Consider the following 25,911-nt stretch of genomic DNA (forward strand, 5'->3'; position numbering starts at 1 on the left):
CTATTTGTATTTTACAGATTATTAAAATTAGTGATGGCTAGGTATTTTAAATATAGTGAATTTACTATGTAATCTATATTTAAAATGTTGTTGTTAAATATCATATACATAAGTTAATGTACCTTTTGGTAGCTTAAAGTTGCTAAATTAGCTATTTGTATTTTACAGATCATGTAAAATTAGTGATGGCTAGGTATTTTAAATATAGTGAATTTACTATGTAATCTATGTTTAAAATGTTATTATTAAGTGTCATATACGTAAACAGTATATACTAATATTTTTTTACATTAATAAAATTATGTTAATGTAGTTTTTTTATAACTTAGGTGTTAAAATAGCTGTTTTTGTTTGATAAATGTTGTAAATCAATACGATACTAAGTATTCTATAATGCTGTCAATTTACTATAATACTTATCCTTCGAAATATAGTTTATTCAGATTCTTGTGTCTACATCATGTGTACTTATACTTGTTATAATACCTACAGGTCATCTTTATGTAATTTTGCGGGTAAATTATATTGTGTAATGAACTTATTGATAATAATAACACATGTATTTTAAAGCTTATACATTAGTAATGTTATCTTGTTTCCCTTTTGACATATATAAATAGTACTTACGTTACTTTTATAAGATTGAATTTTTAACTTATCATCTATTCAGTTAATGTTATTAATTACATTGTATTGGGAATTATATAGTGCTTAGAAATATTATGTGGTGTATCCTAAAATTTTATTTATATTAAACCAAGAATATTGAAAAATATAGGAATTTTCTTTTAGTATTCTATGTGTATCAAATCAATTAATATTCGGTAATTTGTTTTATTTGACTATTAATTAAGTATAATAGGATTTATTGCTACTGTACTATTGCCTTTATAAAGCCATCTTGTAATTCAATTGATATTATGTCATTTTTTTGTAGCTTTTTGACACTACTGATATGTTGATGATTTTTATCATATATCACAGCATAGCCTAATTCTAAATTCTTTTCTTTATTATATTTACTTATTTTATAATATAAATCATTTAGGTATTGCCTTTTGTTTAATAATATTACCTTTAATAAAATTTCTACTTTATTTTTGTGTTTGAACAGCTGTAATTTCAGTACTTTTATTTTATGTCTGGTTATTTCTAATTGATTATGAAAATATAATAACTTATTTCTTTTTGTATTCACAGTATAGTGCAATGCTGCTTTTATTTTATTGAACTTGCTGTTTATATATTCTGTTACTTGGATTTTTGTTGGTAAAATAATCTCTACTGCAGCTGTAGGAGTAGGAGCTCTTACATCTGCTGCATAATCGACTAGTGTAAAATCAGTTTCATGCCCAATTGCAGAGACTATGGGAATTCTAGATTTAGCTATTGCTCTTACTATCAGTTCATCATTAAAAATCCATAAATCTTCTACACTGCCTCCTCCTCTGGCAATAATGAGAACATCAGGACAGTCAGTTTCTGTGTTATTTGATTTATGTATTGCATTTACAATTTGTGTTACTGCATCATTACCTTGCACAAGTACTGGGAATATGACTATATGACTTGGAAAACGACTTTTTACTCTGTTTAATATGTCGTTGATAGCAGCACCAGTGGTAGATGTAATCACACCTATAGTTTTTGGTAATAAAGGTAATGTTTTTTTTCGAGACTGATCAAACAGACCTTCCTTTTCTAGTTTTGCTTTTCTTTGCTGAAGCATAATTTCTAAGTTTCCTATACCAGATAATAACATACTTTCTATTATTATTTGATATTTTGACTGGTAAGTTGTGAGAAAACCAATACATATCACCTCTAGTCCATTTTTAAGGTCTATCTCAATTTTGGTATTATTCCAACATACTGCATTAAGTACTGCTTGATGATCTTTTAATGTGAAATACGTATGTCCAGATTTTGGTTGTGATAGGTTACTGATTTCTCCTCTAACTTTTATATGATTAAACGTTTCATGTACTAAATTTTGAAAAATTTTTGTGATTTCACTAACGGTAAATTCTAATATCATAAGAAAACGACTTCAAATTTTATGTTATTCCAGCATACCGCATTAAATACTGCTTGATGATCTTTTAATGTGAAATACGTATGTCCAGATTTTGGTTGTGATAGGTTACTGATTTCTCCTCTAACTTTTATATGATTAAATGTTTCATGTACTAAATTTTGAAAAATTTTTGTGATTTCACTAACGGTAAATTCTAATATCATAAAACAACGACTTCAAATTTTATATTATTCCAGCATACTGCATTAAGTACTGCTTGATGATCTTTTAATGTAAAATATGTATGTCCAGATTTTGGTTGTGATAGGTTACTGATTTCTCCTCTAACTTTTATATGATTAAACGTTTCATGTACTAAATTTTGAAAAATTTTTGTGATTTCACTAACGGTAAATTTTAATTTCATAAGAAAGCAACTTCAAATATATTTCCTATTTTTATTTGAATACTATCTGTATTCTTTGGTGCATAGTATATGATGTGTTCAAACTTATATTGCTGGTTACTTAGAATTATTTCTCTAGATTCATTTAATCTCTCTGACGCAATGACTTTTTTATTTTTATTGTAGAGTACAAAATGTATTCCTGGTACAAATCTTTCTTGATCAGATTCATTTTTAATGATTCCTTCAACTTTTATTGCAATATTATCACCATTATTTTTAATAATTTGAATATGAGAGTCTATTAACTGCATCTGTGTTGTATCATACATTTCTATAATACGATATATCTTCCTTATGTTATATGGCATACTATTTTGAAATGTAGCAGATAAGAAAAATGTTAGTATTAACATCACCAATACGGATGATATTTTTTTTAATAAAGAATGCTGTTTTTTAGAAGATTTATTATTGCTTGCTTTAGCATTACTATTTTGTAAATTAGGGTTTGTAGTAGATCCTATTACTAATTGTTTTTCTTCTTCAGGTATTGCTTTATCTTGAGTTGGTATGTGCATCCATGTAGTATTACAGTTTGTGCATTTAACTTTTTTACCATTAATGGGAATTTTGCTATTGTCTATTCTATAAACTGCTTTGCAATTTTTGCATTCTATTCTCATTAAACACAAACTTATTGACTATACATCTTAACATTATATAGTGCATTATTACAGATATGTCTATAAATGTATGTATCTTAAGGACTTTAAGATTATACATATTAGCATTTAAAGATATGTCATTATGTCTTTAAATAATATAAACTTATGGTTTAGTATCATTATATCATACGTATATTAGATACCAAATTTATCTGATTCATAGTGTGTATCTTGTTATTTATTTAATAGTGTTTATAATAATAAATCTGTGTTGTTAAGTTGAGGTATGTGAATATGGTAAATACTTCTGATTTTAAAGAAATTATTGAAAATGCTTGGTGTGATATAGCTAATATTTCTACTAATACCTCAATTACAGGGGTTATTGATGAGATTATGGATCTTTTGGATCAAGGGAAAGTTCGTGTCTCTGAGAAAATAAATGGACAGTGGATAGTTAATGAATGGATAAAAAAAGCAATATTATTATCTTTTCGTATATATGATATGAAATTTGTATATACAAATTGTCATGATTCAATTATTGGGAATTTTTCCTGGTTTGATAAAATACCTTTGAAATTTGGTCAATGGAATGCTGATAATTTTAAACAAGCGAAAATTAGAGTTGTTCCTGGTGCAATTGTTCGTAAGTCTGCTTATATTGCACCTGGTGCAGTTTTGATGCCTAGTTTTGTTAATGTTGGTGCATATGTAGGTGAAGGTACAATGGTAGATACTTGGGCTTCTGTTGGAAGTTGTGCTCAAGTTGGGAAAAATTGTCATATTTCTGGAGGAGCTGGTATAGGAGGAGTATTAGAACCCTTAACTGCTAGTCCTGTAATAATAGAAGATAACTGTTTTATTGGTGCGCGTAGTGAAATTGTAGAAGGAGTAATAGTAGAAGAGGGGGCAGTAGTTTCTATGGGGGTATATATTGGTGCATCTACTAAAATTATTGATAGAACATCTGGTGAAGTATTCTTTGGAAGAGTTCCTGCCTATTCTGTAGTTGTACCAGGTTCTTATAGTAGTGGTAATGTATCTATTTACTGTGCTATAATTGTGAAAAAAGTTGATCAAAATACTAGAAATAAGGTATCTATAAATGAGCTTTTAAGAGATAATTATGCTGCTACAAGCATTTAATAACGTTTAAAATGTTATATTTGATTATGAATTTCAAAATTTGTAAGGATACTTATGTTGTAACGATTACAACATACCTATAAGGAAAATTTTTAGATAATTGTTATAGATTTATAAACCTTTTTTAATAACATTTTGAGTGTTATTTATAAGTTTATGTATTCTTGATCTGTATAGGTGCTTATTTTATATCAGTTATGATTCATCTATCAAGAGAACTTTTAGTAGTTGTTATGTATTTGCAGCTATAGCATTTAATATTTTGTTTTTATGGATTTAATATATTATCTTTTTTGTATGTAGGATAATGTTAAGTTGATATTAGTAATGTGTTTTTGTCATGGTATTATATAAATAATAACTCAAGAATTTACGTAGGTTTTTGTTGATAATGTAGTTATACTTTCATAATGTAATCTAGTTTTCTAGATAATTGTAAAAGTAAGTTTTTAGATGCTAAATTATGAGTACAATTTTTGCTTTATGTACTCCTTGGGGGAAGTCTGGGGTTGCTGTAATTAGAGTTTCTGGTCAAGATGCTGTAAAAACTTTTATGCATTTTAAAATTAGTAATGCTATTAAGCCAAGGGTTGCTACATTTACTCCATTATATAATGCTGCGCATGAAGTAATAGATGAAGTTATAGTAGTTTATTTTTCTGCTCCTAATAGTTTTACTGGAGAAGATGTTGTTGAATTACATACTCATGGTAGTATTGCTGTTATTAGAATGATTTTGTGTGAACTTGGGAAAATATTTATTCCTGCTGGACCAGGTGAATTTTCATTACGTGCATTTTTAAATAATAAAGTAGATTTAACTAGAGCTGAAGCAATAGTTGATCTTATTAATGCTGAAACAGAAATGCAAGCCAAGCAGGCTATTCGGCAAATGTCTGGGTCTTTGGAAAAATTGTATCAAAGTTGGCGACAACAGTTGATTGATGTATTGTCCAATATGGAGGCCTATATTGATTTTCCAGAAGAAGTGACAAGTTCTGCTGTAGAGAATATAAGTTTTTTATTGGATAAAATTAAAGAATCTTTAGAAAATCATCTTAATGATGGTCGTAAAGGTGAAATATTACGTCAGGGGATTTATGTTGCTATTTTAGGTGAACCTAATTCTGGTAAATCTACATTATTTAACCACTTAGCTAAAAGAGATATTGCAATTGTTTCTGAATATGCTGGTACTACACGAGATGTTTTAGAAACACACATAGATATAGCTGGTTATCCTATTGTGATTATTGATACAGCTGGTATTAGGGATAGTAATGATCCTGTAGAACAAGAAGGAATAAGACGTGCAAAATTAAAAGCTGAAAGTGCTGATTTTAAAATAATTATGTTACCTTATGAGAAAAAAGATGCTTTAAATAATGAAATTATAGATTTAATAGATGATAGATCAATATGTGTTTTGAGTAAGTCTGATAGCATTATTACACAGAATTTGATAAATATTAATAATATAAATTTTATTCCAGTTTCAGTATGTTGCAACTTAGGTATAGAACATCTTTTAAGTGCGATACAAAAAAAAGTAGAAGCAGATTTTAAGTTTTGTAGTACTAGCCCATTTATTACATCTGAAAGGCAAAGAGTGCATATTCAAAATGCTGTGAATATTCTAAAAAATATTAGTTTTGAATTGCCTATGGAATTGATATCGGAAGATTTAAGATTAAGTGTGCGAGAATTGGAAAAGGTAGTAGGAGTAATTAGTAATGAGGAAATATTGGATAATGTATTTGGGAAATTTTGTATAGGGAAATAGCATTTTTTATGAATTATACTGATAAAATTACTAATAATATTAAATACATATAGTTATTTTCAATAGTTGAAAAATAGATAAGTTATATGATATTTTTATTTTCTCTTATAAAAAAAAATGTGTTTATTTTATAATATTGACTTATATGAAATAAAGTATGGAAAACAGATATTCAAAAAACTATTTTGTTTATTAAAAAAGTATATGAATAGTTAGTTAAACTTTATCATATGGTTTTTATACTAGTACATAATCATACGCACTTTCTGTATTGATTAGCAATACAGAAGGCTATGTTGCTTCAAAGTATTAGTATCACAATAATTAAAATTGAATCATAGCAAAACAAATAACTTAAATTTTCCTACCAGAGAATATGTATTTGTGGTGTAAATTACAATAAGATTGAAGTGTACTGTTATGTGATTTCAATAAATTACTTTGGTTATGTAGTCTATGGAACGTTGTGAAAAAGAATAGAACAAATATTATATAGATAAGTTTTAGTGTTTTATAAATACTGCAAGATATTTTGGAATAATGTATTGAGTTATTGTGCATAAGTAATGCGGAATGTGTTGTCGAATGATTGAGATTATAATTTTCTGTTATGTAAAAATAATAAAGACTATTGTAGATGAATATTTGCAATATAGTTCTCAAATTCAATGGTGTTATCATAAGTGAATCTTTTTAAGTATTAATGATCCTGTAGAACAAGAAAGAATAAGATGTGCAAAATTAAAAGCTGAAAGTGCTGATTTTAAAATAATTATGTTACCTTATGAGAAAATTTATTAGTTTATAATAACAATGTTATTGTTGAAACAAGTTATGTGATTAAAATTACTTGTTTTTTTAATATCTAATTTGAGGTTAGTTATTTTAGATGTAGTAGTATAATAGTTAAAATACAAGTTAATTCTAAGTGTTACATTTTTTAGTCAGGCTCGTATATTTTATGAGTGATCTTCTTGAGAATTAAATCATGTAATAAAATTGCTAAGTAAAAAGTAAATCCTTATTGTTACGTTATGTATATGATATGAGAGAAGAAAATTATAATAAATGACTAAGTTCTCACTGATTATAATAGTGTAAAAAACATAAACTGTTTTTATCATGTGTTAAATTATTGGGCATTTAATGCTGACTGTATCAACAATATGATATAATTTTTTTTTTACTTAATTATGTAATAAATAAATCTCTATTGAATATTAAGCATGTCTTTAAAATCAAATTTATGAGTAATCTTAACTTTTTGTGATGTTATATAATAAAATATAAAAGAGTATTATTAATTGTATTTTTTAAAATAATGCCTTGTCATTTTTTGATTTATATACTGAAAATACAACTATTCTTTTCCCAACAAAATAAGATAATTTTACATATTTAACTTTTTTCTAAGAATGGGACATTGGAAGATAAATTAAGAAAAGTTATAAGTGATAATTATTTAATAAGGTTATTTGTGGATTATACGTGTAAGTGTGTATGATTAGTTTGATTATTGTTAATTTAGCGTTTTTGATCAGCAATGTTACATGGTATTTTCAATATTGAGTGTCAGGCAATATATTATCTTATCAAATAATAATTATGATATTTTGAATATGGAAATAAGTACAAAAAATTAAGTTAAATAAGGATAAAAATCACAAGGTAATTTAAAAAAAGCTATAAGTGATGAGTATTTGATAAGGTTATTTGTGGATTATCCGTGTAAGTGTATATGATTAGTTTGATTATTGTTAATTTAGCATTTTTAATCAGCAATGTTACATGGTATTTTCAATATTGGGTGTTAGGCAATATATTCTCTAAATATCAAATAATAATTATGATATTTTGAATATGGAAATAAGTACAAAAAATAAGTTAAATAAGGATAAAAATCACAAGGTAATTTAAAAAAAGCTATAAGTGATGAGTATTTGATAAGGTTATTTGTGGATTATCCGTGTAAGTGTATGTGATTAGTTTGATTATTGTTAATTTAGCGTTTTTAATCAGCAATGTTACATGGTATTTTCAATATTGGGTGTTAGGCAATATATTCTCTAAATATCAAATAGTAATTATGATATTTTGAATATGGAAATAAGTAGAATATAGTCTAGAATTAAATTTATATTTTCTAATTTTTAGTGTTAATTTTTTTAAAATTTTCTATAAATGAAACTATATTTTGAATTTCTGCCATTTTTCCATATCCATATTCATTGCATGCTGCAAACCCTTCTGTTGGTTCTATTATTGTAATATTATCTTCTTTTAGAAGGTTGATATTACGTTGATTTGATTTTGAATTCCACATAGTGGGATTCATAGCAGGTACCATAACTATAGGAATATTGGAAGCAATTAATATAGTTGTAGCTAATTCATCAGCAATTCCACAAGCTGTTTTTGCGATAATGTCTAATGTTGCTGGTGCTACTAGTACTATATCTGAATTTCTTGTGAGTGAGATGTGGTGCATACTATTGTGAATGTTAAAGAAATCTGCATTCGTATATGCATAATTTTGAGATAATGATGCTACTGATAATGGAGTTATAAATTTTTCTCCTGATTTACTGATTACTCCAATAACTGTGTGCTTATTTTCCTGTAATTTTCTAATTAGATCTAGAGATTTATATGCTGCTATGCTTCCTGAAATAACGAGTAGTATTTTCATAATCAAGTTAAGTAAATATTTGTTGTGATATATTTTTGCATATTTAAAGTTTAATGTTTATAGTAATGTTTAGATATTAATAAGTATAGAATTTAATGCAAAATTTGCACCTATTTTCTAGCATATATATGTTGCCAGGAATTAGTAGTGTAATAGGTGGTTTGTTAAAAAAATTGTGTGGTGGTGATAGGATTATAGATTTACTATTACATATTCCACAGAGTTATATAGATAGAAGAACTCAGTTATCTGAAGATTCAGTAGGTAAAATTGTTACGTTTGTTGGTATTGTGAAATGTCATGGTTTTGTTGGTGGACGAAATAAATCGCAATACAAAGTGATATTAGAGACGAATATAGGTGAAATATCTTTAATTTTTTTTAATTATTCACTTAAATATTTGAAGAGCATTTTAAATGTTGGATCAGCTTATGTTATAAGTGGAACTTTGATTAGGTTTTGTGGATGTTTACAAATTATGCATCCAGATTACATTGTAAGGGATATAAAGAAATTTCAAGATATTAGCATAATAGAGCCTGTATACCCATTAGTAAAAGGTTTAACTTCTCGGAAAATTTCAAAATTTGTAAAATTAGGAATAAACCTATTACCTGATTTTCCAGAGTGGATAGATGATGAACTATTGGTAAGTAATCAGTGGTACAGTTTTAAAGAAAGTTTAATAAAAATACATTATCCAGATACACTTGAAACATTATCATTATATAGAACTAGATTAGTATATGATGAATTATTTAGTCATCAAATTGCTATGAAGGTTATAAGACAATCTAGTTGTAAGGAAGGTATCTCTATTGTGAGTAAGCAGATATATTACAATCATGTTTTAAATAAGCTACCTTTTAAATTAACTGCTGGACAGGAAATGGTTATATCTGAAATTACACATAGTCAAAAATCAAAACAACGAATGGTGAAACTATTAATAGGAGATGTTGGTAGTGGGAAAACAGTGGTAGCATTGTTTGCTATTTTAAATGTGGTAGAAAACGGTGGACAAGCTGCTCTTATGGTACCTACTGAGATATTAGCTGAACAACATTATCGTTGGATACAGAGTATATTGTCTGATCTTAAAATTAGTGTTGAATTGTTGACTAGTAAAGTTAAGGGTAAAAAATCTATAAAGAAGAAATTACAACTTGGTGAGTGTCAAGTAGTTATTGGTACTCATGCGTTATTTCAAGATAGTGTTAATTTCTATAATCTTAATTTAATTGTAATTGATGAACAACATAGGTTTGGTGTATTGCAAAGAATGAAATTAATAAAGAAAGGAAATATTGCTGATGTTCTTTTTATGACAGCAACACCTATTCCTAGAACATTGGAACAGGTAGTATATGGTGATATGGATTGTTTGAGGCTTAAAGATAAGCCACATAACAGGTTGTCTATACAAACAAGTCTTGTAAATATTGAAAGGTTATCAGAAGTAGTATCAAAGCTACATATTGCTCTAGAAGAAGGTAATAAAGCGTATTGGATTTGTCCTTATATTGAGGAATCTGAATTGTTAAATATTGCAGCAGCTGAAAAACGGTTTTTTGCTCTAAAAGATATATTTAATGAAAAAGTTGGTTTGATACATAGTCGTTTATCCAAAATTGAAAAAGATGAAATAATGAATTCTTTTTATAATGGAGATATCAAGTTATTGATAGCTACGACTGTAATAGAGGTGGGAGTGGATGTTCCTGATGCTACTATTATAATTATAGAAAATGCTGAACAGTTTGGTTTATCACAACTTCATCAATTGCGTGGTAGAGTAGGTCGTAGCAATAAACCTTCATTTTGTATTTTATTGCATAGTAAAGTTTTAAGTAAGATTGCTTATAAGAAGTTATGTATATTACGCCAGTTTCAAGATGGATTTTATATAGCAGAACAAGATTTACTATTACGTGGTAGTGGAGATATATTAGGGATAAGGCAATCAGGTTTGTCTAACTTTAAATTTGCAGATATTTATAGGGATTATGAACTTATTTCTGTTGCAAATAAGTATGCAGATAAAATTTATTGTGAAGGGGAATTAAGTGAGCACTTAAGACAATTACTTACTATATTTGGTCATAATTCCTCTATGATAAATTACTAATAAATATAGTAATAAACATTAAATGCTATTATCTCTTAGTGAATTTCAGAATTTTCAATAATAAATTCAAAGTAATTGGATGGAAATTTATTACTATAACTCATTTTTGTTATAGATACTTGTTTCTAAAAATATCACAGTGAGAGTTTCTTTGATATGTAATGATAAAAGAAGAGTATAAATATACATTATATCGGATTCTTAAATTAATATAATATAGTTATGATGTACGTATAGTAAAGTTTCTTTATTACTTTTAAATGGTAAAAGATAAAAATTATATCTAAAAATTTTGTAGTAATTCTGTTACCATCTAATGTGAATTATGAGTTAAATATGAGCATAAATATAAATGTATTTAATATGTTATTTTCATCTTAGATAAATTATATGTTACTAGTTAATAAATTTGATCAGCATAAAATAATTTTGATATAAATACTTGCTTAGGTTTGTTTTGCGAATTAGGTCTTTATTACATCTGTAATGTAAGTATTAGTAACAACATCTCCTTTTATTTAAGCGATTAGTTAGTGAGTAGGTAGAGTAGTTTTAGCAAAAAAAACTAGTATTAATACGTGTATTTAGTTTGTTATCTGATGGATTGTTGTGAATATGTATAATGTGGTTATTTCACCCTTAAGTGATATTACTAGTAATAAGTCTTAATAAGATCAAGTAATTTTATATAAATTTTGCTATGGATTTGTTTCTTTAACTAGGTCTTTATTGCAGCTGTAATGTAAGTATTAGTAACAACATCTCCTTTTATTTAAGTGATTAGTTAGTGAATAGGTAGAGTAGTTTTAGCAAAAAAAAACTAGTATTAATACGTGTATTTAGTTTGTTATCTGATGGATTGTTGTGAATATGTATAATGTGGTTATTTCACCCTTAAGTGATATTACTAGTAATAAGTCTTAATAAGATCAAGTAGTTTCATATAAATGTGTGCTTGAATTTGTTTTTCTAGATAGGTCTTTATTATATTTGTAATGTAAAGTACTAATGATAACAATGACTTCTGCTTAAGTGATTAGTGAATAGATAAACTAATTTTAGTGAAAATTGAGCAAAAAATTTATATTGTTTTTTTTATTATCTAATAAGTTATTAGTGAATGTAAACATGTATCATATATTATTCTGATTTCGAATAAATGGTTACTTTTAATAAATTTTAGTAGAATAAAATTATTTTTATTCTAATCAAGTGGATTTTATTTTATACAGAAATAGTAGGTAAGTATTTAAGAGGTTAATATTATTGTAAAATAGAATTTGATTAAAATACTTTAATGAATAAAAATTCAGAATATTATTTAATATTAACTAGTTATATACTTTTGTGATAGATGAAAAAAATTTAAAATAATAGTTTATTAGTATTACAGTTATGATCTCATTGTTGAATGACTTATACTCTTTTTGAATATTAGAATTATCTTTAATAAACAATGCATATGATAGTTGTGACATGAGATATAGCTTATGCTTTAATATAAATAGTGTTTTAAATAGTTTATTTATAATAAATAGAAAAGTGGTCAAAATCATAATTTATTATTATAAAGCCCTTATTAGGTAATTTATATTTACTTTAAATGTTAAAATTTTATTAAATAAATAATTGTGAACAAGAATAGCAAATTGTTGTTGAGGTATTAAATATCTATATAGTAGAGTATTAGAATTAGGTAAAGATTTCATATTATACATGACTGTAGATTTTCTGTGTAAATTATTACTATATACTTGAAAAGGTACGTGCTATTTAATAAATAGTGTTTTGACTAAAATAAAGATGTTTTATATATGTACGTTATTAACTGTCTAATGATTGTATTAGAACTCTTCTATAGTGATTTTAATTGTAAGTATATGTTTGCATATAGTTATCACTCAAATTAGTCATTTAATATAGCTATTGAAATATTAAACTCTGTGATAAATTATTGTATGTATACTCAAATAGGTGTAACTTTATATTCTATTTTAGTATTCTTAAAAATAAAATTTTTTTAGGTATAGCTGATAACAAAAATATTATTACGTGTAAAAGTATCCTATTGATATTTAAAAATGTCTATTTTCAATACATTTATTACATGAGTTTTGGCTATGATGATAAATAATATGTATATTAATGCATAATTGCTAATATGACTAATTTATATATGAATATAAGGTTACTTAATAATACTGTATAGTTAAAGTTATTGATTGTATAATGTTTCTTATAGTGTAATTATCATATTAAAGAAATTTTGAATGGAAGTAAGCTTATTTCAGCCTTATATATGTAATTTTTTGAAGATGGTATGGTTGTTGTTGGTAACACAGCGTTAAAATTGAGGTATTCAAATGTCTATTAGGCGTATTATCATATTTGGAGGAAGTGGTTTTATAGGTAAGTATTTAGTTAGGTATTTTTCTAATGCTGGATATATAATTAAAGTCTTTACCCGATGTCCAGAGAAAGCAAAACAGTTGAGATTATGTGGACTTTTAGGACAAATAGAAATTGTCAGTGGTGATATTAATAATAATAAGGAGCTAGTAGAGCATATATCTGGTTGTTATGGTGTTATTAATTTAATTGGTACTTTATATAATACAAAGAAAACAACTTTTTATAATGTACATGCTCATGTTGCAGAAAATATAGCAAAAATAGCAAAACAGTTAAATGTGGAATTAATGGTGCATTTTTCTGCTATGGGAATTGATAATATATGTAACTCTGATTATGCTAAAAGTAAGTTAATAGGGGAAAGGCTTGTTAAAGAATCTTTTCCTGACGCAGTTATTGTTAGACCAAATCTAGTTTTTGGTCCTGAAGATAAGTTCTTCAATAAATTTGCTAGGTTATTAATGATTTTACCCTTCCTACCTGTTGTAGGTGGTGGGAAATTTGTTTTTCAGCCTGTGTATGTTGATGATGTAGCTAAGTTAGTATTTCATATTATTGATTATAAAATTAAAGATAAATTGTATAATGTGTGTGGTCCTAGTACTTATTCTTTTAAAGAATTATTAAATCTTATTTTAAGTATTACACATAGGAAGAGTAAGCTGTTTAATATTTCTTTTTGTTTAGCAAGTATTTTAGCATTTGTCTTTGAAATTAAAATAATTTCTATTTTTTCTAAACTTATTACTGGAAGTACAGATCCAATATTAACTCGAGATCAGGTGAAGTTTATGATGGGTATGACTCAATTACATGATATGTATCCTATTGATGATTTAAAAGAAATGGGGATAAATTTTGCAACTGTTGAAGATATTGTGCCTCAATATTTAGAAATCTATAAAAAATCTTAGTTTCCTCAACATAGTATATATTATCAATATGAGATAATAATGCAAATAGATTACATGTCCTGTTTCTTTAGAGTAGCATATGACCCATTCTCTATTTTTTGTAGAGCCTTATTTATCTACTATTGTTAATATTTCATTTCTTTGTCTGGTTTTCAAGATTAACTCAGTATTATCTTCTTTATATATTTCTAATAATAAATATGACCTATTAATCGTTGGAATGGGATGAAAATAAATTTTTTAGTTATAACTAGCCTCAATAATATAAAAAACTATAAAAATCTTAGTTTCCTCAACATAGTATATATTATCAATATGAGATAATAATGCGAATAGATTACATGTCCTGTTTCTTTAGAGTAGCATATGACCCATTCTCTATTCTTTGTAGAGCCTTATTTATCTCTATTGTTAATATTTCGTTTTGTCTGATTTTCAAAATTAATTCAGTATTATCTTCTTTATATATTTCTAATAATAAATATGACCTATTAATCGTTGGAATGGGATGAAAATAAATTTTTTAGTTATAACTAGCCTCAATAATATAAAAAACTATAAAAATCTTAGTTTCCTCAACATAGTATATTTATCAATATGAGATAATAATGCAAATAGATTACATGTCCTATTTCTTTGAGTAGCATATGACCCATTCTCTATTCTTTGTAGAGCCTTATTTATCTCTATTGTTAATATTTCGTTTTGTCTGGTTTTCAAGATTAACTCAGTATTATATTCTTTATATATTTCTAATAATAAATATGACCTATTAATCGTTGGAATGGGATGAAAATAAATTTTTTAGTTATAACTAGTCTCAAATATATAAAAAACTATAAAGATCTTAGTTTTCTTAAATATATACTTTATAAATAATTGTATTATCTACATTTGTACTTCAGTACTAATCTAGTTTGAATAGTGTACTTGTATTTTTAATGTGTATTTAAGTATGCCAGATTTTAACAATATCCTAAAAATTAAATATATATTTGATTATAGTATATCAAAAACTTATTAAATTATGATTAAGAATTTACGCAAAATATTATTTTTGATTAGATGATATTTATAGTCTTATTATACATAGTGACAAGATTATGTTAGTATATTGTTCACGATAGCTATTAACAAGAAGTGCTTGTGATTTTATTGTGACAGGCTTCATAGTTATTATTGTATAATAGTGTTATTCTTAGTAGGTATTAAATAGGATAGTCCTAGTGTGTATGTATCACATAATTTTTTCTTAGTTGTAGTAAAAAGTATGTGAAAAATAAGTATTATTATTTTGTTAGTGGTTATTAGTATTGTTTGTAAGATTCAAGATTATTGTGATTATATAACTAACAAATTTATATTATTATTACTATAAATTGCTGTTAATTAAATGTTATATATGTTTGTGTTATGAATTTCTTGTATGATGCAAGAATAATTAATCATACGGTGTAAAACAGACAATGTTATATTTTATTATAGAAAATATAAATAAATCCAGTATGTTGTAATTCTATTGATTTGTAAGTTCTTTATATTAGTTGTACAAAAAATACTATGGTCAGAGCAAATATAATAATGATGAATTTTATATTATTATCTAAATAGGTGTAAGTGTGAAATAGCTTTGTATAGTAGAATATAATTTTTTTATATGCTTATTGCTGTATATTTTTGAACTTATTAATTTTGTGATTTTTATGTATTAATTACAGTCTTGAGATAGGATGTTGACTATACAGTAATGTTGTTTTCTATACAAGTGTAGAATGACCTTATATACATGTTTTGCTTTATAAATAACTATAATAAACCTTATAAATTAGAAATTAACCTATCTAAGCTAATGTTATTGTTAGCTATTGTCTAGTCATGATAAATATTATCTATAATATACAATAGCTATACATCTTGGTTTATATGGTACAATACTCATCAATAATATGTTGTGTAGTTTAATTAATGAACATAGTACCATGGTATATTAATATGCTATATATGTTATCAGTAAATTGACACAATATATGATATTTTGTTTTAGTTGTTATTTAGTAACTTCCAATTATGTGCTATTTATATAGCACATAAAGTGTAAAGTTATTTTTTAATATATGTGTATGTTAGATAGGTTATAAAAAGGTTTTCTTAATTATCATTTAGGAAATTATGATTATCTTCAAGTTCTGTATCATTATAGAGCTGTTGTTGTTTTTCTCTTCTTTCTTGTTCCTCAATGCAGTATAACGTTATTGGGTTTGCTTTGAGTCGTGCTATACCAATTTCCTCTCCTGTTTCTTCACAGTAGCCATATGATCCATTCTCTATTCTTTGTAGAGCCTTATTTATCTCTATTGTTAATATTTCATTTCTTTGTCTGGTTTTCAAGATTAACTCAGTATTATATTCTTTTATTGCCATGTCTGTTAGGTCTGTATCAGCTTGTGGTTGTAAAACCTCAATAGTCTGTTCTTGAGATTCTTTTTGTAAAGCTTCATGCCATTTGATTAGTTTATCCCTAAAATATTCTAATTGTTTGTGGCTCATATAATGACTATCATTTTCTGGTTCATCAGATTTGATAGTATAGTTTTTTTGCAACATTATGTATTTCCTCGTTGTGATACAATCAACTAATAATTTAAATATAGTTAATTAACAATTTGTGTATTATATATGATATAATTGCAGTGTTTTTATCGTTGATGGAATAGAAATGAGCAATGGTAGGGTATTAGTTAATGAATTGAAATTATTACTAAGTGGCGTAGATAATTTATTAAATACACTTATTCTTTTTATTTTAATGATTAGTGTTGCATTATTTACTATAAAGGATACTGAAATGATTAAGATATTACCAACTATTTTATGGATTTGTGGTATATCTACTGTGCATATGTCTATGTGTCATTTATTGGGAAATGATTATGGAAATGGTTCTTTAGAACAGATACTAATACAGAATTGTATTCCAGAATTGGTTATATTTTTTAAAATACTATTGCACTGGGTTTATGTTGGAATACCTGTAAGCCTTATTTCTGTATTTATAGATTTTATAATTTTAGATAATGATCTATATTCTACTCTTGGTTTAGGTTTTTCTTTAGGAATTAGTCTATTAGTAATAAGTTTTATATCTGCTGTAGGTCATGCATTGGCTTTAGGGAAAAATGGTGGTGTAATAATAGCACAGGTTTTAACATTGCCTATAATGATACCAATTTTAATATATTTTAATCTGCTATTTGACCACTTTAAAGGTGGTGTATATGATGAATATATCATGTTATTAGGTATTCTTGTTATTAGTGTGATACCTGTAAGTTTAGTTTTTATATTATATGCTATTAGATTGGCTGTTGAGCATGATTGACTTTAATAAGATATTCCTTATTATGTTTACATAGAAATAGAGGGTGATTAGCTCATTTGGTTAGAGCGCTTGCTTGACGTGCAAGAGGTGACTGGTTCGAATCCAGTATTGCCCACTGTGTTTGGGTATAAAGTTTGGTTATGGTCATGTCGCTTATTCACAAAGATAAGCCTTCCTGTCATGAAAATAAATTAGTATATGCTATTTTTATTATCATAATTACTATGGTGATAGAAGTAATTGGGGGAATAGCGTCAAATTCTCTAGCATTACTTTCAGATGCTGGACATATGTTTACTGACTTTGTTTCCTTATTGTTAAGTTGGTTTGCATATAAAGTTGCTATGAAAAAGTCTGACTCTTGGCGTTCTTATGGTTACCATCGATTTCAAGTTGTTGCTGCTTTTACTAATGGTTTAACTTTATTAGGTATAGCTCTTCTGATTATTCTAGAATCTGTAAAACGTTTTTTTGCTCCAGAACAGGTACGTTGGGAGATTATGATTTCTGTTGCTATTTTGGGGTTAATAGCTAATATTGCATCTTTTTTTCTCTTATATAGAAAAAATGAGAGTAATTTAAATATAAAGAGTGCGGTATTGCATGTTATTGGTGATTTATTAGGGTCAGTTACAGCAATTGCAGCTTCAATTATAATTATGTTTACTTCATGGCAAGTAGTTGATCCTTTATTATCAGTATTAGTGAGTATTATAATACTTGGAAGTGCGTATAAGATTATTAAGAATTCTGGTCATATTTTGCTTGAAGGTACCCCAGATAATATAAATCCGTCTGAAATTAGAGATGTAATATATAAAAACATTCCTGAAATTTTAGATGTTCATCATATTCACATTTGGTCTTTAACTACTGATCATCCAATTATGACAATGCATGTCAAGCTAAGTGAAGTAACAGTTACTGATAGTTCTGAGTATAGTAGAATATTAATATCTGTAAAAAAATTAATAAGTCAGAGGTTTGGAATAATTCATGTTACAATTGAAGCTGAATATGATAGTTGTGCTGATGATAGTGTTATGATAGAAACCGCTCATAATTAAAATGGTTGTCATATTTAATTGTATGATATAGTTATATGTTGTAGGTATTAGAATAATTGGTAAATGTCAGGAATTATATATTTGTTAACGTAACGTAAAGGGTTTATTACAAGAATAGTTAATAAGATCATAGAATATTAATAAATTATTGGTAAGTATTTATCAATTCATTAGAGATAACAGTACTAATAATAAACTACATAATGTAAAATGTTTTATAAATTAATATTAATTAGTAGTAACAACATTATAAGTATGTGTTTTATGTTGTTAATATGTTTACATAGTAATCTTATTTGATATTAGGTATAATTTACTAATTTGTTTATCTATATTGTATATAATAACTTGTTTATTGTAATGATTGTTTATATAAAGTGCATTTAATATTAGTTATTGTTAATGGTTATCAATACTATGGTGATAGTTTTATAATGTAATTATATGTAAGAATTTGAGATAGTGATGATGAATTTTGTTTTGAGATTATTTTTTTTAATATGTACGTTTTTTGTTTTTAATAATGCTTTTGGATATAATAATGTTGAAGCTTGTAGAGAATATATAAAACCTTGCTATTTTTTGGTTACGTTAAAGGATCAAATTGAAATTACTGTAGAAGATGCACAGGATAGGGTAAATGCTTATTCTGGTATTCAGTCAATAGTAGAAAGAGTTCTTGATATCAGAGATATTGCAAAGTTTGTCATGGGATCCTATTGGAATACTATGTCTGATGATGAACATGCAAGATTTGTTGATGAGTATAATAAGTATATCAGGCGAATATATACTAAGCAGTTATATAAATATGCTGTATATGATATGAGTATCCTCTCTGTTAAAAATCCAAGAAAAGATATATATTTAATAAATACCAGGTTGTCTGATACGAGAAATGTTCATAATTTTGTAATAGTAGAATTTAAGTTATTGGTAGTTGATGATAGAGTATTATTATCTGATATAAAGGTCAATAATGCAATTAGCTTTTCTATAAATCAACGTACTGTTATAAGAAATATGGTTAGTAAAAATGGTATTGAAGGTACTATATCTTACTTTAAAGAGCAAAATAATATTGCTAAGTAATTAATTGTTTGTGAAATTTTTAGTTTCTAGAAGGCTTGATTATTATATTTGTCTGTGTATTATATAGCTTTTAAACTACGTAATAGTTGATTTAACGTATTACTATAGACCTACCTATTTGTATGTAAGACTTGTCAAAGTTTTATGTATTAATAAAATTTTAATTGTGATCTTATCAATATTATATAGTCTTTTTGATATGTTAAGTACCATAACAGCTTATGTATGTTTTATAGATAAAGCAGATACAGCTATGTTTTTTTAAATATTAAAGTTATTCTGTTTTAATATACGATAGTAAACCAGCACCACTAGTTTACATATTTGTGAAGCTATGACACTATATCTCTGTAGGAAAATTGTTGAATATTATTTTATATCTAAGATAAACTTTTTAATCTGACAAATGATAAAGTACTGTGACATACTAACAAACTACTATACCTTCCTACGACATGTAAGAATGATACTATCAAAAAATAAACATTATCATATAAATAAGGTATTAGTGTTATTATTCTCTCTAATTGAGTATTACTTATATACTTAAGATATTAACAACATAAACTAGAAAAAAACACTCAACCTTACATGAAATAGACATACTAACAAAACATACACACAGCCTCTTAATATGACTAAGAAGCTTTTTCTTGTTGCTGTAAGTCAAAAGTTTTCAATTTTAAAGCTAAACGACTAATTTTTCTTGCTGCTGTATTTCGATGTATGATTTTCTTATTAACACATCTGTGTAGATTTGATTCAGCTTTTTTAAAGTTCTCAAGCATTAGCTCCTTATTCCCTGCTGCTAAAGCGGCCATAAACTTTTTTATATAATTATGTGCTCTACTCTTTCGCATGCGATTAATCATAGTGCGTTTTTTTATTACTTTTATCATCTTTTTAGCACTTGGATGATTTGCCATATCTTAATAACCTATCTTATCATTCAGCATATAACTGTATAAGTAATTGCTAATCAATGCAAGAGGTTTTGTATGAAGTGTATTTATGTAAGGAATAGTAAGTTATATTTGATTAATGGATATGTGGGGACATATTGGTTATAAATTTTTTTGTGATCAAAAAATGGCAATGTTGTTGAGGGTGTTGTTATACATATGTTGTCTCCAATATTCGTTATAGGATATACTACAATTGCATTTAACACAGACCTTGAAAAACATTGTTTATAAAAAGATATGTAAGTTATTATTACAGGATAAATCTACTTTATATTGTTTTGTTATAGTGAGTTAGTTATTTGGGCTGTAAGTTAACTGTATTGGAAAAATATACTATAAATTCTCTTATACACTTTATTGTTATTTATGAAAATTTGAGGTAATTGATGTGTTATGTAATGATAGTGTATTAATATACTTTCCTTTTTTAACCAAGATTCCAATATATACAAATATTAAAAGAATTTTAGTGTTAGTAACGATAAATAAGAAAAAAAGTAAGAAGTATTTTTTTAATTGGTAATATGAAATATGTTGTGAGGGTAGTTATTTGACTTCTAAATATATGGAATAATAAAATCCTATAGACTTGAAATTTGTTATGTGAGATTGTGATATTTTAGTTATAAGTGCAGTCATAATAAATATATGATATTATTTATTTAGTAATGGTAATAGGGAGAGTAATTATTACTGAGAAATGAAAAAAGTAGTATATGTTTATAAAAAAGCAACGTCTTTATTTTATGTATTTGAATTTACTGTTAGCTTTCTTTAGGTAAACATGTACAGTATGTATATGCTGTTACCATGATAGTCTTGTTTATATTATGCGATTTAAGTGTCAGTTCAAATAATATATTTTTTGCAAATATTTGTTGGTTGGTATTTTTGTTAATTAGTAGATATGCATTTTTTTTATATCTAATGTGTTAGATCAAGATGGTTTAAGAGTATATTTTCACGCACTTAAAACACTATTGACTTCTGTATCCTAATTGATAGTGCATGTATATGTTTTACAATTAATAGTCTTGTATATATGATGTATTAAAAGGTAAATTCAAAAAATAAATATATTATTCACAAATGTTTAAGTTGGTAAGTGCTGTTGTGTTAAGTATAGGATATCTATTTTTCTTAGAATAATTTAATGTACAGATAAGTTATATATGTTTGATTAAAATATGTTACTTAATTTTATATTGTGTATTATATGTAATATTGAGTTAATAAGTGTAACGTGTGTCTTTTATTATTCGATATTCTAAATGTTGTTATATTGATTACTATAAAGTTCTTAAGTTATGTGTATTAATATGGCATTAAATTACCCCAGTTGTCACCTATAGTTATATCTACCTTGAGTAGTCTGATAATTTACAATACCTTCCATAACCTTTTTGATGAGTTTTACTGTATTATCAACGTGATCTTCTGGTACTTCAAATAATAGCTTGTCATGTACTTGTAATATCATATATCCAATGGAGTTCTTAAGTTATGTGTATTAATATGGCACTAAATTACTCCAGTTGTCACCTATAGTGATGTCTACCTTGAGTGGTACTGATAATTTTACAATACCTTCCATAACTTCTTTGATGAGTTTTACTGTATTGTCAACATGATCTTCTGGTACTTCAAATAATAGCTCGTCATGTACTTGTAATATCATATATCCAATGGAGTTCTTAGGTTATATGTATTAATATGGCACTAAATTACCCCAGTTGTCACCTATAGTGATGTCTACCTTGAGTGGTACTGATAATTTTACAATACCTTCCATAACTTCTTTGATGAGTTTTACTGTATTGTCAACATGATCTTCTGGTACTTCAAATAATAGCTCGTCATGTACTTGTAATATCATATATCCAGTTTTTAATCTATCGAATAGGTGTATCATTGACATTTTGATTATGTCAGCGGATGTTCCTTGGAGTGGAGCATTAACTGCTGCTCTTTCAGAAAAATTTCTTAATGCGTGGTTATTACTATTAATATCTTTTATAAAACACTTTCTACCAAATACAGTCCTTGTATACCCATGAGTTCTTGCGTAAACTTTTATGTCTTCTATATAGGATTTTATCTCTGGATAAGACTTAAAATAGTTTTCGATGTGTTTACTTGCTTCTGATCGTGTAATACCAAGTTGTTTAGCCAATCCAAATGGACTGATACCATAGATTATTCCAAAATTAATTGATTTTGCTTTTCTACGTAATTTCTTATCTATATTTTGTGTATTAAAGATCTGTTGTGCTGTAATTAAATGTATATCTTGGTCCAAAGAAAATGCATCTCTGAATGCTTGTACACTAGCAATATGTGCCATTATACGTAACTCTATTTGTGAATAATCAGCGGAAATTAATTTATATCCACTTTTTGCTATAAATGCATTTCTAATAGCATTTCCTTCTTCACTTCTAATAGGAATATTTTGCAGGTTAGGATTACTTGAACTTAACCTACCAGTTACAGTAGATGTCATCGAGTAAAACGTATGTACTCTGCTGGTATTATTATCTATTTGTTTTGCCAAGACATCAGTATAAGTATTTTTCAGTTTTGTAAAGTGACGCCATTTTAGTATCTCATCAGCTATTTCAACCCCATTAAATGCAAGTTCGTGTAACACTTCTGCATCTGTACTATAAGTACCTGAACTTAGCTTTTTACCTTTTTTTATACCCATTTTGTCAAACAATATGGTGCTTAGTTGTCTTGAAGAAGCTATGTTGAATTCTTCTCCTGACAATTTATATATTTTTTCTTCTAACACACTAATCTTATCTGAAAAAGTGGATGATAGCTTATCTAGAATACTACCATCAATCATTATTCCTATTTTTTCCATATTATGTAAAACATTAATTAGTGGTTTTTCTATCCTGTAATAAATAGTACACAACTGGTTTGTAAATAAATTTCTTCTTAATGCTGTGTGTAATGATAATAAAGTAGATGCTGTGATGTTTTCATTAGTAATATCATGTTTGTCAATGTTACGGATAATGATGTTTTTTAATGTATGGTCATGTAATCCTGCATCTAGGCTATATGACATTATTAATATATCATCAAAAGCTGTTATATTGGTGTCTTCTTGAATAATTTTGAATAGAGTTTTTACATCGTACATCACTTTTAGTATATGATCTAAACTGAAGAGTGGCTTAATTAAATCCAAAGCGTGAGTTATATGTTCCTTATTGATGTAGAGTATAGTACCTTCCTTATAGGATAAAGACATACTATTGATTGTGTTATCAGTTATATCAATATATAAGGCTATTGTTCCTTCGTTTTTACAATTCTCAATAAAAGTTTTGAGTTCCTCAGAGGAATATGGTATTACGTTAGTTTTTATACTATTCTCATTATTATATCCCGATTTTTGATATACAGTAAAAGCATCTGTTTTAAAAATCTTACCAATTTTATTAATTAAGGATTGAAGTTCGTACTTTTTTAAGAATTTCACTAACTTTTGCGTATCAGGAATACGAGATCTGTACTTTTCTATGTTATTATCTAAGTTTACTGTATCACATAATGTTAAAAGCTGACGAGATAATATTGCCTGATCTTGATATTTAATAATTGATTCGCGACACTTATTTTTTTCAATGGCATGTGGTTGTGATAGTAAATTATCTAGTGATCCGAAATTGTTCAATAATTTTGCAGCGGTTTTGATACCTATACCAGGTACACCTGGAATATTATCTGATGTGTCACCAGTCAGAGATAAGAAGTCTAGCAATTTACTTGATGATATACCAAACTTATCTTGTACGTCATCTTCTACGATGTATTTATTTTTGACAGGATCGAAAATATGAATATTATGTTCTAAAAGCTGTAGTAAGTCTTTATCTGATGTAACAACTGTGACTTTTATACCATCAAATTTACTATAGTTTTTACTCAAAGTTGCTATTACGTCATCAGCTTCATATCCAGCAACTTCTTCATATGATATATTAAGTGCATTAACAGCTTCTCTAAGTAGTGGAAATTGAGATATCAAATCTTCAGGGAGCTTAATACGATTGCTTTTATATTGTGGGTATATATCATGACGAAAATTTTTACCACCAGTGTCAAATGCGACAACTAGGTAATTTGCAGTATGAACTTCTATATATTTCAGTAACATATTAATAAAGCCATATACTCCACCAATAGGTACACCATTAGATGTACTAAGATGAGGTAAAGCGTAATATGCTCTAAAAAGTAGACCATAAGCATCTATAATTGTAAAAATACTCATTAATGTTAAATGCAATAAATAATCTTATCCTAGTAGATTGTACACTTTTACATATTATTAGTACACTGCATATATAAAAAACTATAGAATATATTCAATAACTTTTGTAGACTTGGGTTGAACGTAGTAATTAGGATAGTATATTACAACTGTTGTATGATTTCTTTTATGTACTCAGCACATATGAAAAATTTGTAGATGTTGGTAGACTTGCTTTGTTTATTCGATTACACGTAATATTATTAATTTTAATGTATGAAAAAAATATCACTGTGAATTATGTAATGTATCCATATGCTGCATAGTATGGAAGATCTTCAGATATTGTATTTGTGTATTTCTTGATTATCATGTTATGAGTTGCTTGATAATATGAAAAAATGTAACGCAGAATCATGTAGTTTATTCAGTACTGTTAGTAGTGCTGGAAACCTGTAATGGTTGAGAATAAGCTTAATTATTATGATATTATTTTTGTGATTCATCCGTCTGAAGGTAGTTTATAATAATTTATTAATTGTGAACATATATAAAAAGCTTGTAAGAGTTAGTAGAATCATTTTTATCTGATTAAATACAATATTATGAATTAGTGAATAACCTTTTAAGAAATATCACAATAAAATTACACTATCTATTAATATATTATGAATGTAATAAATCTTGTAGGTATTAAGAGAAGCTTTATAATATGTGATTAAACAATGTATTGTATGATTTGTTCATAATACATAATATGAAAACTCTGACAATGTTTACAGAATAATTTGTATAAGTTTGGTGAACGCAATTTTGTTGGTGTTAATATACAGAAAATATTACGTAAAATTCTCTGGTTTTTTCAGAATCTATGGAGCTGCACTTGTTATGCACAATCTTTGTTTTTGGTAGTATAAATTTATAATTTATGATGTATGTTTAAACAATAAACGTATTTATCAATTCTCATA

The 25,911-nt window shown here is 26.4% G+C and carries 18 protein-coding genes and 1 tRNA gene; 9 read left to right on the plus strand and 10 right to left on the minus strand.

Annotation, left to right across the window (positions count from 1 at the left end):
- Window positions 1-871 precede the first annotated feature (871 nt).
- The 4 genes from xseA to ERUM_RS00210 are packed head-to-tail and all read right to left on the minus strand — an operon-like array spanning window position 872 to window position 3,109.
- Window positions 872-2,038 (minus strand): exodeoxyribonuclease VII large subunit, encoded by a 1,167-nt coding sequence (gene xseA, locus ERUM_RS00195; RefSeq protein WP_011154720.1) that lies wholly within the window; start codon window positions 2,036-2,038, stop codon window positions 872-874.
- Entirely contained in the window at window positions 2,035-2,241 is a 207-nt protein-coding gene (locus ERUM_RS00200; protein WP_011255994.1) for an exodeoxyribonuclease VII large subunit, read from the minus strand. The genes xseA and ERUM_RS00200 overlap by 4 nt, the downstream gene beginning before the upstream one ends.
- Entirely contained in the window at window positions 2,238-2,444 is a 207-nt protein-coding gene (locus ERUM_RS00205; RefSeq protein WP_011255236.1) for an exodeoxyribonuclease VII large subunit, read from the minus strand. The genes ERUM_RS00200 and ERUM_RS00205 overlap by 4 nt, the downstream gene beginning before the upstream one ends.
- Window positions 2,441-3,109 (minus strand): MJ0042-type zinc finger domain-containing protein, encoded by a 669-nt coding sequence (locus ERUM_RS00210; RefSeq protein ID WP_011154721.1) that lies wholly within the window; start codon window positions 3,107-3,109, stop codon window positions 2,441-2,443. Before ERUM_RS00210 ends, ERUM_RS00205 begins: the two co-directional genes overlap by 4 nt.
- Before the next feature lie 276 nt (window positions 3,110-3,385).
- On the opposite strand from ERUM_RS00210, the gene dapD reads away from it, so the two are divergent.
- Together dapD and mnmE are read left to right on the plus strand one after the other, a co-directional pair.
- The gene (dapD, locus tag ERUM_RS00215) at window positions 3,386-4,240 is read left to right on the plus strand and encodes a 2,3,4,5-tetrahydropyridine-2,6-dicarboxylate N-succinyltransferase (RefSeq protein ID WP_011154722.1); all 855 of its coding nucleotides are present in this window, start codon (window positions 3,386-3,388) and stop codon (window positions 4,238-4,240) included.
- A 463-nt stretch (window positions 4,241-4,703) separates the two neighbouring features.
- On the plus strand, window positions 4,704-6,023 hold the full coding sequence (gene mnmE, locus ERUM_RS00220; RefSeq protein WP_011154723.1) for a tRNA uridine-5-carboxymethylaminomethyl(34) synthesis GTPase MnmE: 1,320 nt from the start codon (window positions 4,704-4,706) through the stop codon (window positions 6,021-6,023).
- Window positions 6,024-8,166: 2,143 nt separating this feature from the next.
- Here the strand turns inward: mnmE and ERUM_RS00225 are convergent.
- On the minus strand, window positions 8,167-8,712 hold the full coding sequence (locus ERUM_RS00225; RefSeq protein ID WP_011154724.1) for a phosphopantothenoylcysteine decarboxylase: 546 nt from the start codon (window positions 8,710-8,712) through the stop codon (window positions 8,167-8,169).
- Between the two features lie 95 nt (window positions 8,713-8,807).
- On the opposite strand from ERUM_RS00225, the gene ERUM_RS00230 reads away from it, so the two are divergent.
- From ERUM_RS00230 to ERUM_RS05025, 3 genes are all read left to right on the plus strand, one after another.
- Window positions 8,808-10,841, plus strand: a complete 2,034-nt coding sequence (locus ERUM_RS00230) for an ATP-dependent DNA helicase RecG (RefSeq protein ID WP_011154725.1) — start codon at window positions 8,808-8,810, stop codon at window positions 10,839-10,841.
- Between the two features lie 2,363 nt (window positions 10,842-13,204).
- Window positions 13,205-14,167 (plus strand): complex I NDUFA9 subunit family protein, encoded by a 963-nt coding sequence (locus tag ERUM_RS00235; protein ID WP_011154726.1) that lies wholly within the window; start codon window positions 13,205-13,207, stop codon window positions 14,165-14,167.
- 326 nt (window positions 14,168-14,493) lie between these two features.
- Window positions 14,494-14,679 carry a hypothetical protein gene (locus tag ERUM_RS05025; RefSeq protein ID WP_157858262.1) on the plus strand — a complete coding sequence of 62 codons (186 nt, stop codon included), beginning with the start codon at window positions 14,494-14,496 and terminating at the stop codon, window positions 14,677-14,679.
- A gap of 1,636 nt (window positions 14,680-16,315) precedes the next feature.
- Here ERUM_RS05025 and ERUM_RS00240 read toward each other — a convergent pair.
- Window positions 16,316-16,771, minus strand: coding sequence for a TraR/DksA family transcriptional regulator (locus ERUM_RS00240; protein ID WP_011154727.1), 456 nt, complete (start codon window positions 16,769-16,771; stop codon window positions 16,316-16,318).
- 112 nt (window positions 16,772-16,883) lie between these two features.
- On the opposite strand from ERUM_RS00240, the gene ERUM_RS00245 reads away from it, so the two are divergent.
- The 4 genes from ERUM_RS00245 (at window position 16,884) to ERUM_RS00260 (ending at window position 19,705) form a co-directional block, all read left to right on the plus strand.
- Window positions 16,884-17,546, plus strand: a complete 663-nt coding sequence (locus ERUM_RS00245) for a heme exporter protein CcmB (RefSeq protein WP_011154728.1) — start codon at window positions 16,884-16,886, stop codon at window positions 17,544-17,546.
- Window positions 17,547-17,587: 41 nt separating this feature from the next.
- A tRNA-Val gene (locus ERUM_RS00250) sits at window positions 17,588-17,661 on the plus strand.
- A 31-nt stretch (window positions 17,662-17,692) separates the two neighbouring features.
- Window positions 17,693-18,613, plus strand: a complete 921-nt coding sequence (locus ERUM_RS00255) for a cation diffusion facilitator family transporter (protein WP_011154729.1) — start codon at window positions 17,693-17,695, stop codon at window positions 18,611-18,613.
- Window positions 18,614-19,081: 468 nt separating this feature from the next.
- Window positions 19,082-19,705 (plus strand): MlaC/ttg2D family ABC transporter substrate-binding protein, encoded by a 624-nt coding sequence (locus tag ERUM_RS00260; protein ID WP_231837223.1) that lies wholly within the window; start codon window positions 19,082-19,084, stop codon window positions 19,703-19,705.
- A gap of 638 nt (window positions 19,706-20,343) precedes the next feature.
- Here ERUM_RS00260 and rpsT read toward each other — a convergent pair.
- The 4 genes from rpsT to polA all read right to left on the minus strand — a co-directional run bounded on the left by rpsT (window position 20,344) and on the right by polA (window position 24,961).
- Window positions 20,344-20,631 carry a 30S ribosomal protein S20 gene (rpsT, locus tag ERUM_RS00265; protein ID WP_011154731.1) on the minus strand — a complete coding sequence of 96 codons (288 nt, stop codon included), beginning with the start codon at window positions 20,629-20,631 and terminating at the stop codon, window positions 20,344-20,346.
- A 1,381-nt stretch (window positions 20,632-22,012) separates the two neighbouring features.
- A complete protein-coding gene (locus ERUM_RS05030) occupies window positions 22,013-22,150 on the minus strand; it encodes a hypothetical protein (protein ID WP_157858263.1) in 138 nt (45 codons plus the stop codon).
- Between the two features lie 30 nt (window positions 22,151-22,180).
- Window positions 22,181-22,348 carry a DNA polymerase gene (locus ERUM_RS04830; RefSeq protein WP_080512699.1) on the minus strand — a complete coding sequence of 56 codons (168 nt, stop codon included), beginning with the start codon at window positions 22,346-22,348 and terminating at the stop codon, window positions 22,181-22,183.
- Between the two features lie 30 nt (window positions 22,349-22,378).
- Window positions 22,379-24,961 carry a DNA polymerase I gene (polA, locus tag ERUM_RS00270; RefSeq protein WP_044148594.1) on the minus strand — a complete coding sequence of 861 codons (2,583 nt, stop codon included), beginning with the start codon at window positions 24,959-24,961 and terminating at the stop codon, window positions 22,379-22,381.
- Between the last annotated feature and the right edge of the window lie 950 nt (window positions 24,962-25,911).

Origin of the sequence: Ehrlichia ruminantium str. Welgevonden, from assembly GCF_000026005.1 — a bacterium.
Lineage (GTDB): Bacteria > Pseudomonadota > Alphaproteobacteria > Rickettsiales > Anaplasmataceae > Ehrlichia > Ehrlichia ruminantium.

Excerpts from the sequence above, each read along its gene's own strand:
- ERUM_RS00210 (WP_011154721.1), bottom strand. The coding sequence starts at position 3,109 with ATGAGAATAGAATGCAAAAATTGCAAAGCAGTTTATAGAATAGACAAT.
- ERUM_RS04830 (WP_080512699.1), bottom strand. The coding sequence starts at position 22,348 with ATGATATTACAAGTACATGACGAGCTATTATTTGAAGTACCAGAAGAT.
- ERUM_RS00230 (WP_011154725.1), top strand. The coding sequence starts at position 8,808 with ATGCAAAATTTGCACCTATTTTCTAGCATATATATGTTGCCAGGAATT.
- rpsT (WP_011154731.1), bottom strand. The coding sequence starts at position 20,631 with ATGGCAAATCATCCAAGTGCTAAAAAGATGATAAAAGTAATAAAAAAA.
- ERUM_RS00240 (WP_011154727.1), bottom strand. The coding sequence starts at position 16,771 with ATGTTGCAAAAAAACTATACTATCAAATCTGATGAACCAGAAAATGAT.
- dapD (WP_011154722.1), top strand. The coding sequence starts at position 3,386 with ATGGTAAATACTTCTGATTTTAAAGAAATTATTGAAAATGCTTGGTGT.
- ERUM_RS00260 (WP_231837223.1), top strand. The coding sequence starts at position 19,082 with ATGAATTTTGTTTTGAGATTATTTTTTTTAATATGTACGTTTTTTGTT.
- polA (WP_044148594.1), bottom strand. The coding sequence starts at position 24,961 with ATGAGTATTTTTACAATTATAGATGCTTATGGTCTACTTTTTAGAGCA.
- ERUM_RS00255 (WP_011154729.1), top strand. The coding sequence starts at position 17,693 with ATGTCGCTTATTCACAAAGATAAGCCTTCCTGTCATGAAAATAAATTA.
- ERUM_RS00205 (WP_011255236.1), bottom strand. The coding sequence starts at position 2,444 with ATGAAATTAAAATTTACCGTTAGTGAAATCACAAAAATTTTTCAAAAT.
- ERUM_RS00200 (WP_011255994.1), bottom strand. The coding sequence starts at position 2,241 with ATGATATTAGAATTTACCGTTAGTGAAATCACAAAAATTTTTCAAAAT.
- ERUM_RS00235 (WP_011154726.1), top strand. The coding sequence starts at position 13,205 with ATGTCTATTAGGCGTATTATCATATTTGGAGGAAGTGGTTTTATAGGT.
- xseA (WP_011154720.1), bottom strand. The coding sequence starts at position 2,038 with ATGATATTAGAATTTACCGTTAGTGAAATCACAAAAATTTTTCAAAAT.
- ERUM_RS00245 (WP_011154728.1), top strand. The coding sequence starts at position 16,884 with ATGAGCAATGGTAGGGTATTAGTTAATGAATTGAAATTATTACTAAGT.
- mnmE (WP_011154723.1), top strand. The coding sequence starts at position 4,704 with ATGAGTACAATTTTTGCTTTATGTACTCCTTGGGGGAAGTCTGGGGTT.
- ERUM_RS00225 (WP_011154724.1), bottom strand. The coding sequence starts at position 8,712 with ATGAAAATACTACTCGTTATTTCAGGAAGCATAGCAGCATATAAATCT.
- ERUM_RS05030 (WP_157858263.1), bottom strand. The coding sequence starts at position 22,150 with ATGATATTACAAGTACATGACAAGCTATTATTTGAAGTACCAGAAGAT.
- ERUM_RS05025 (WP_157858262.1), top strand. The coding sequence starts at position 14,494 with ATGCGAATAGATTACATGTCCTGTTTCTTTAGAGTAGCATATGACCCA.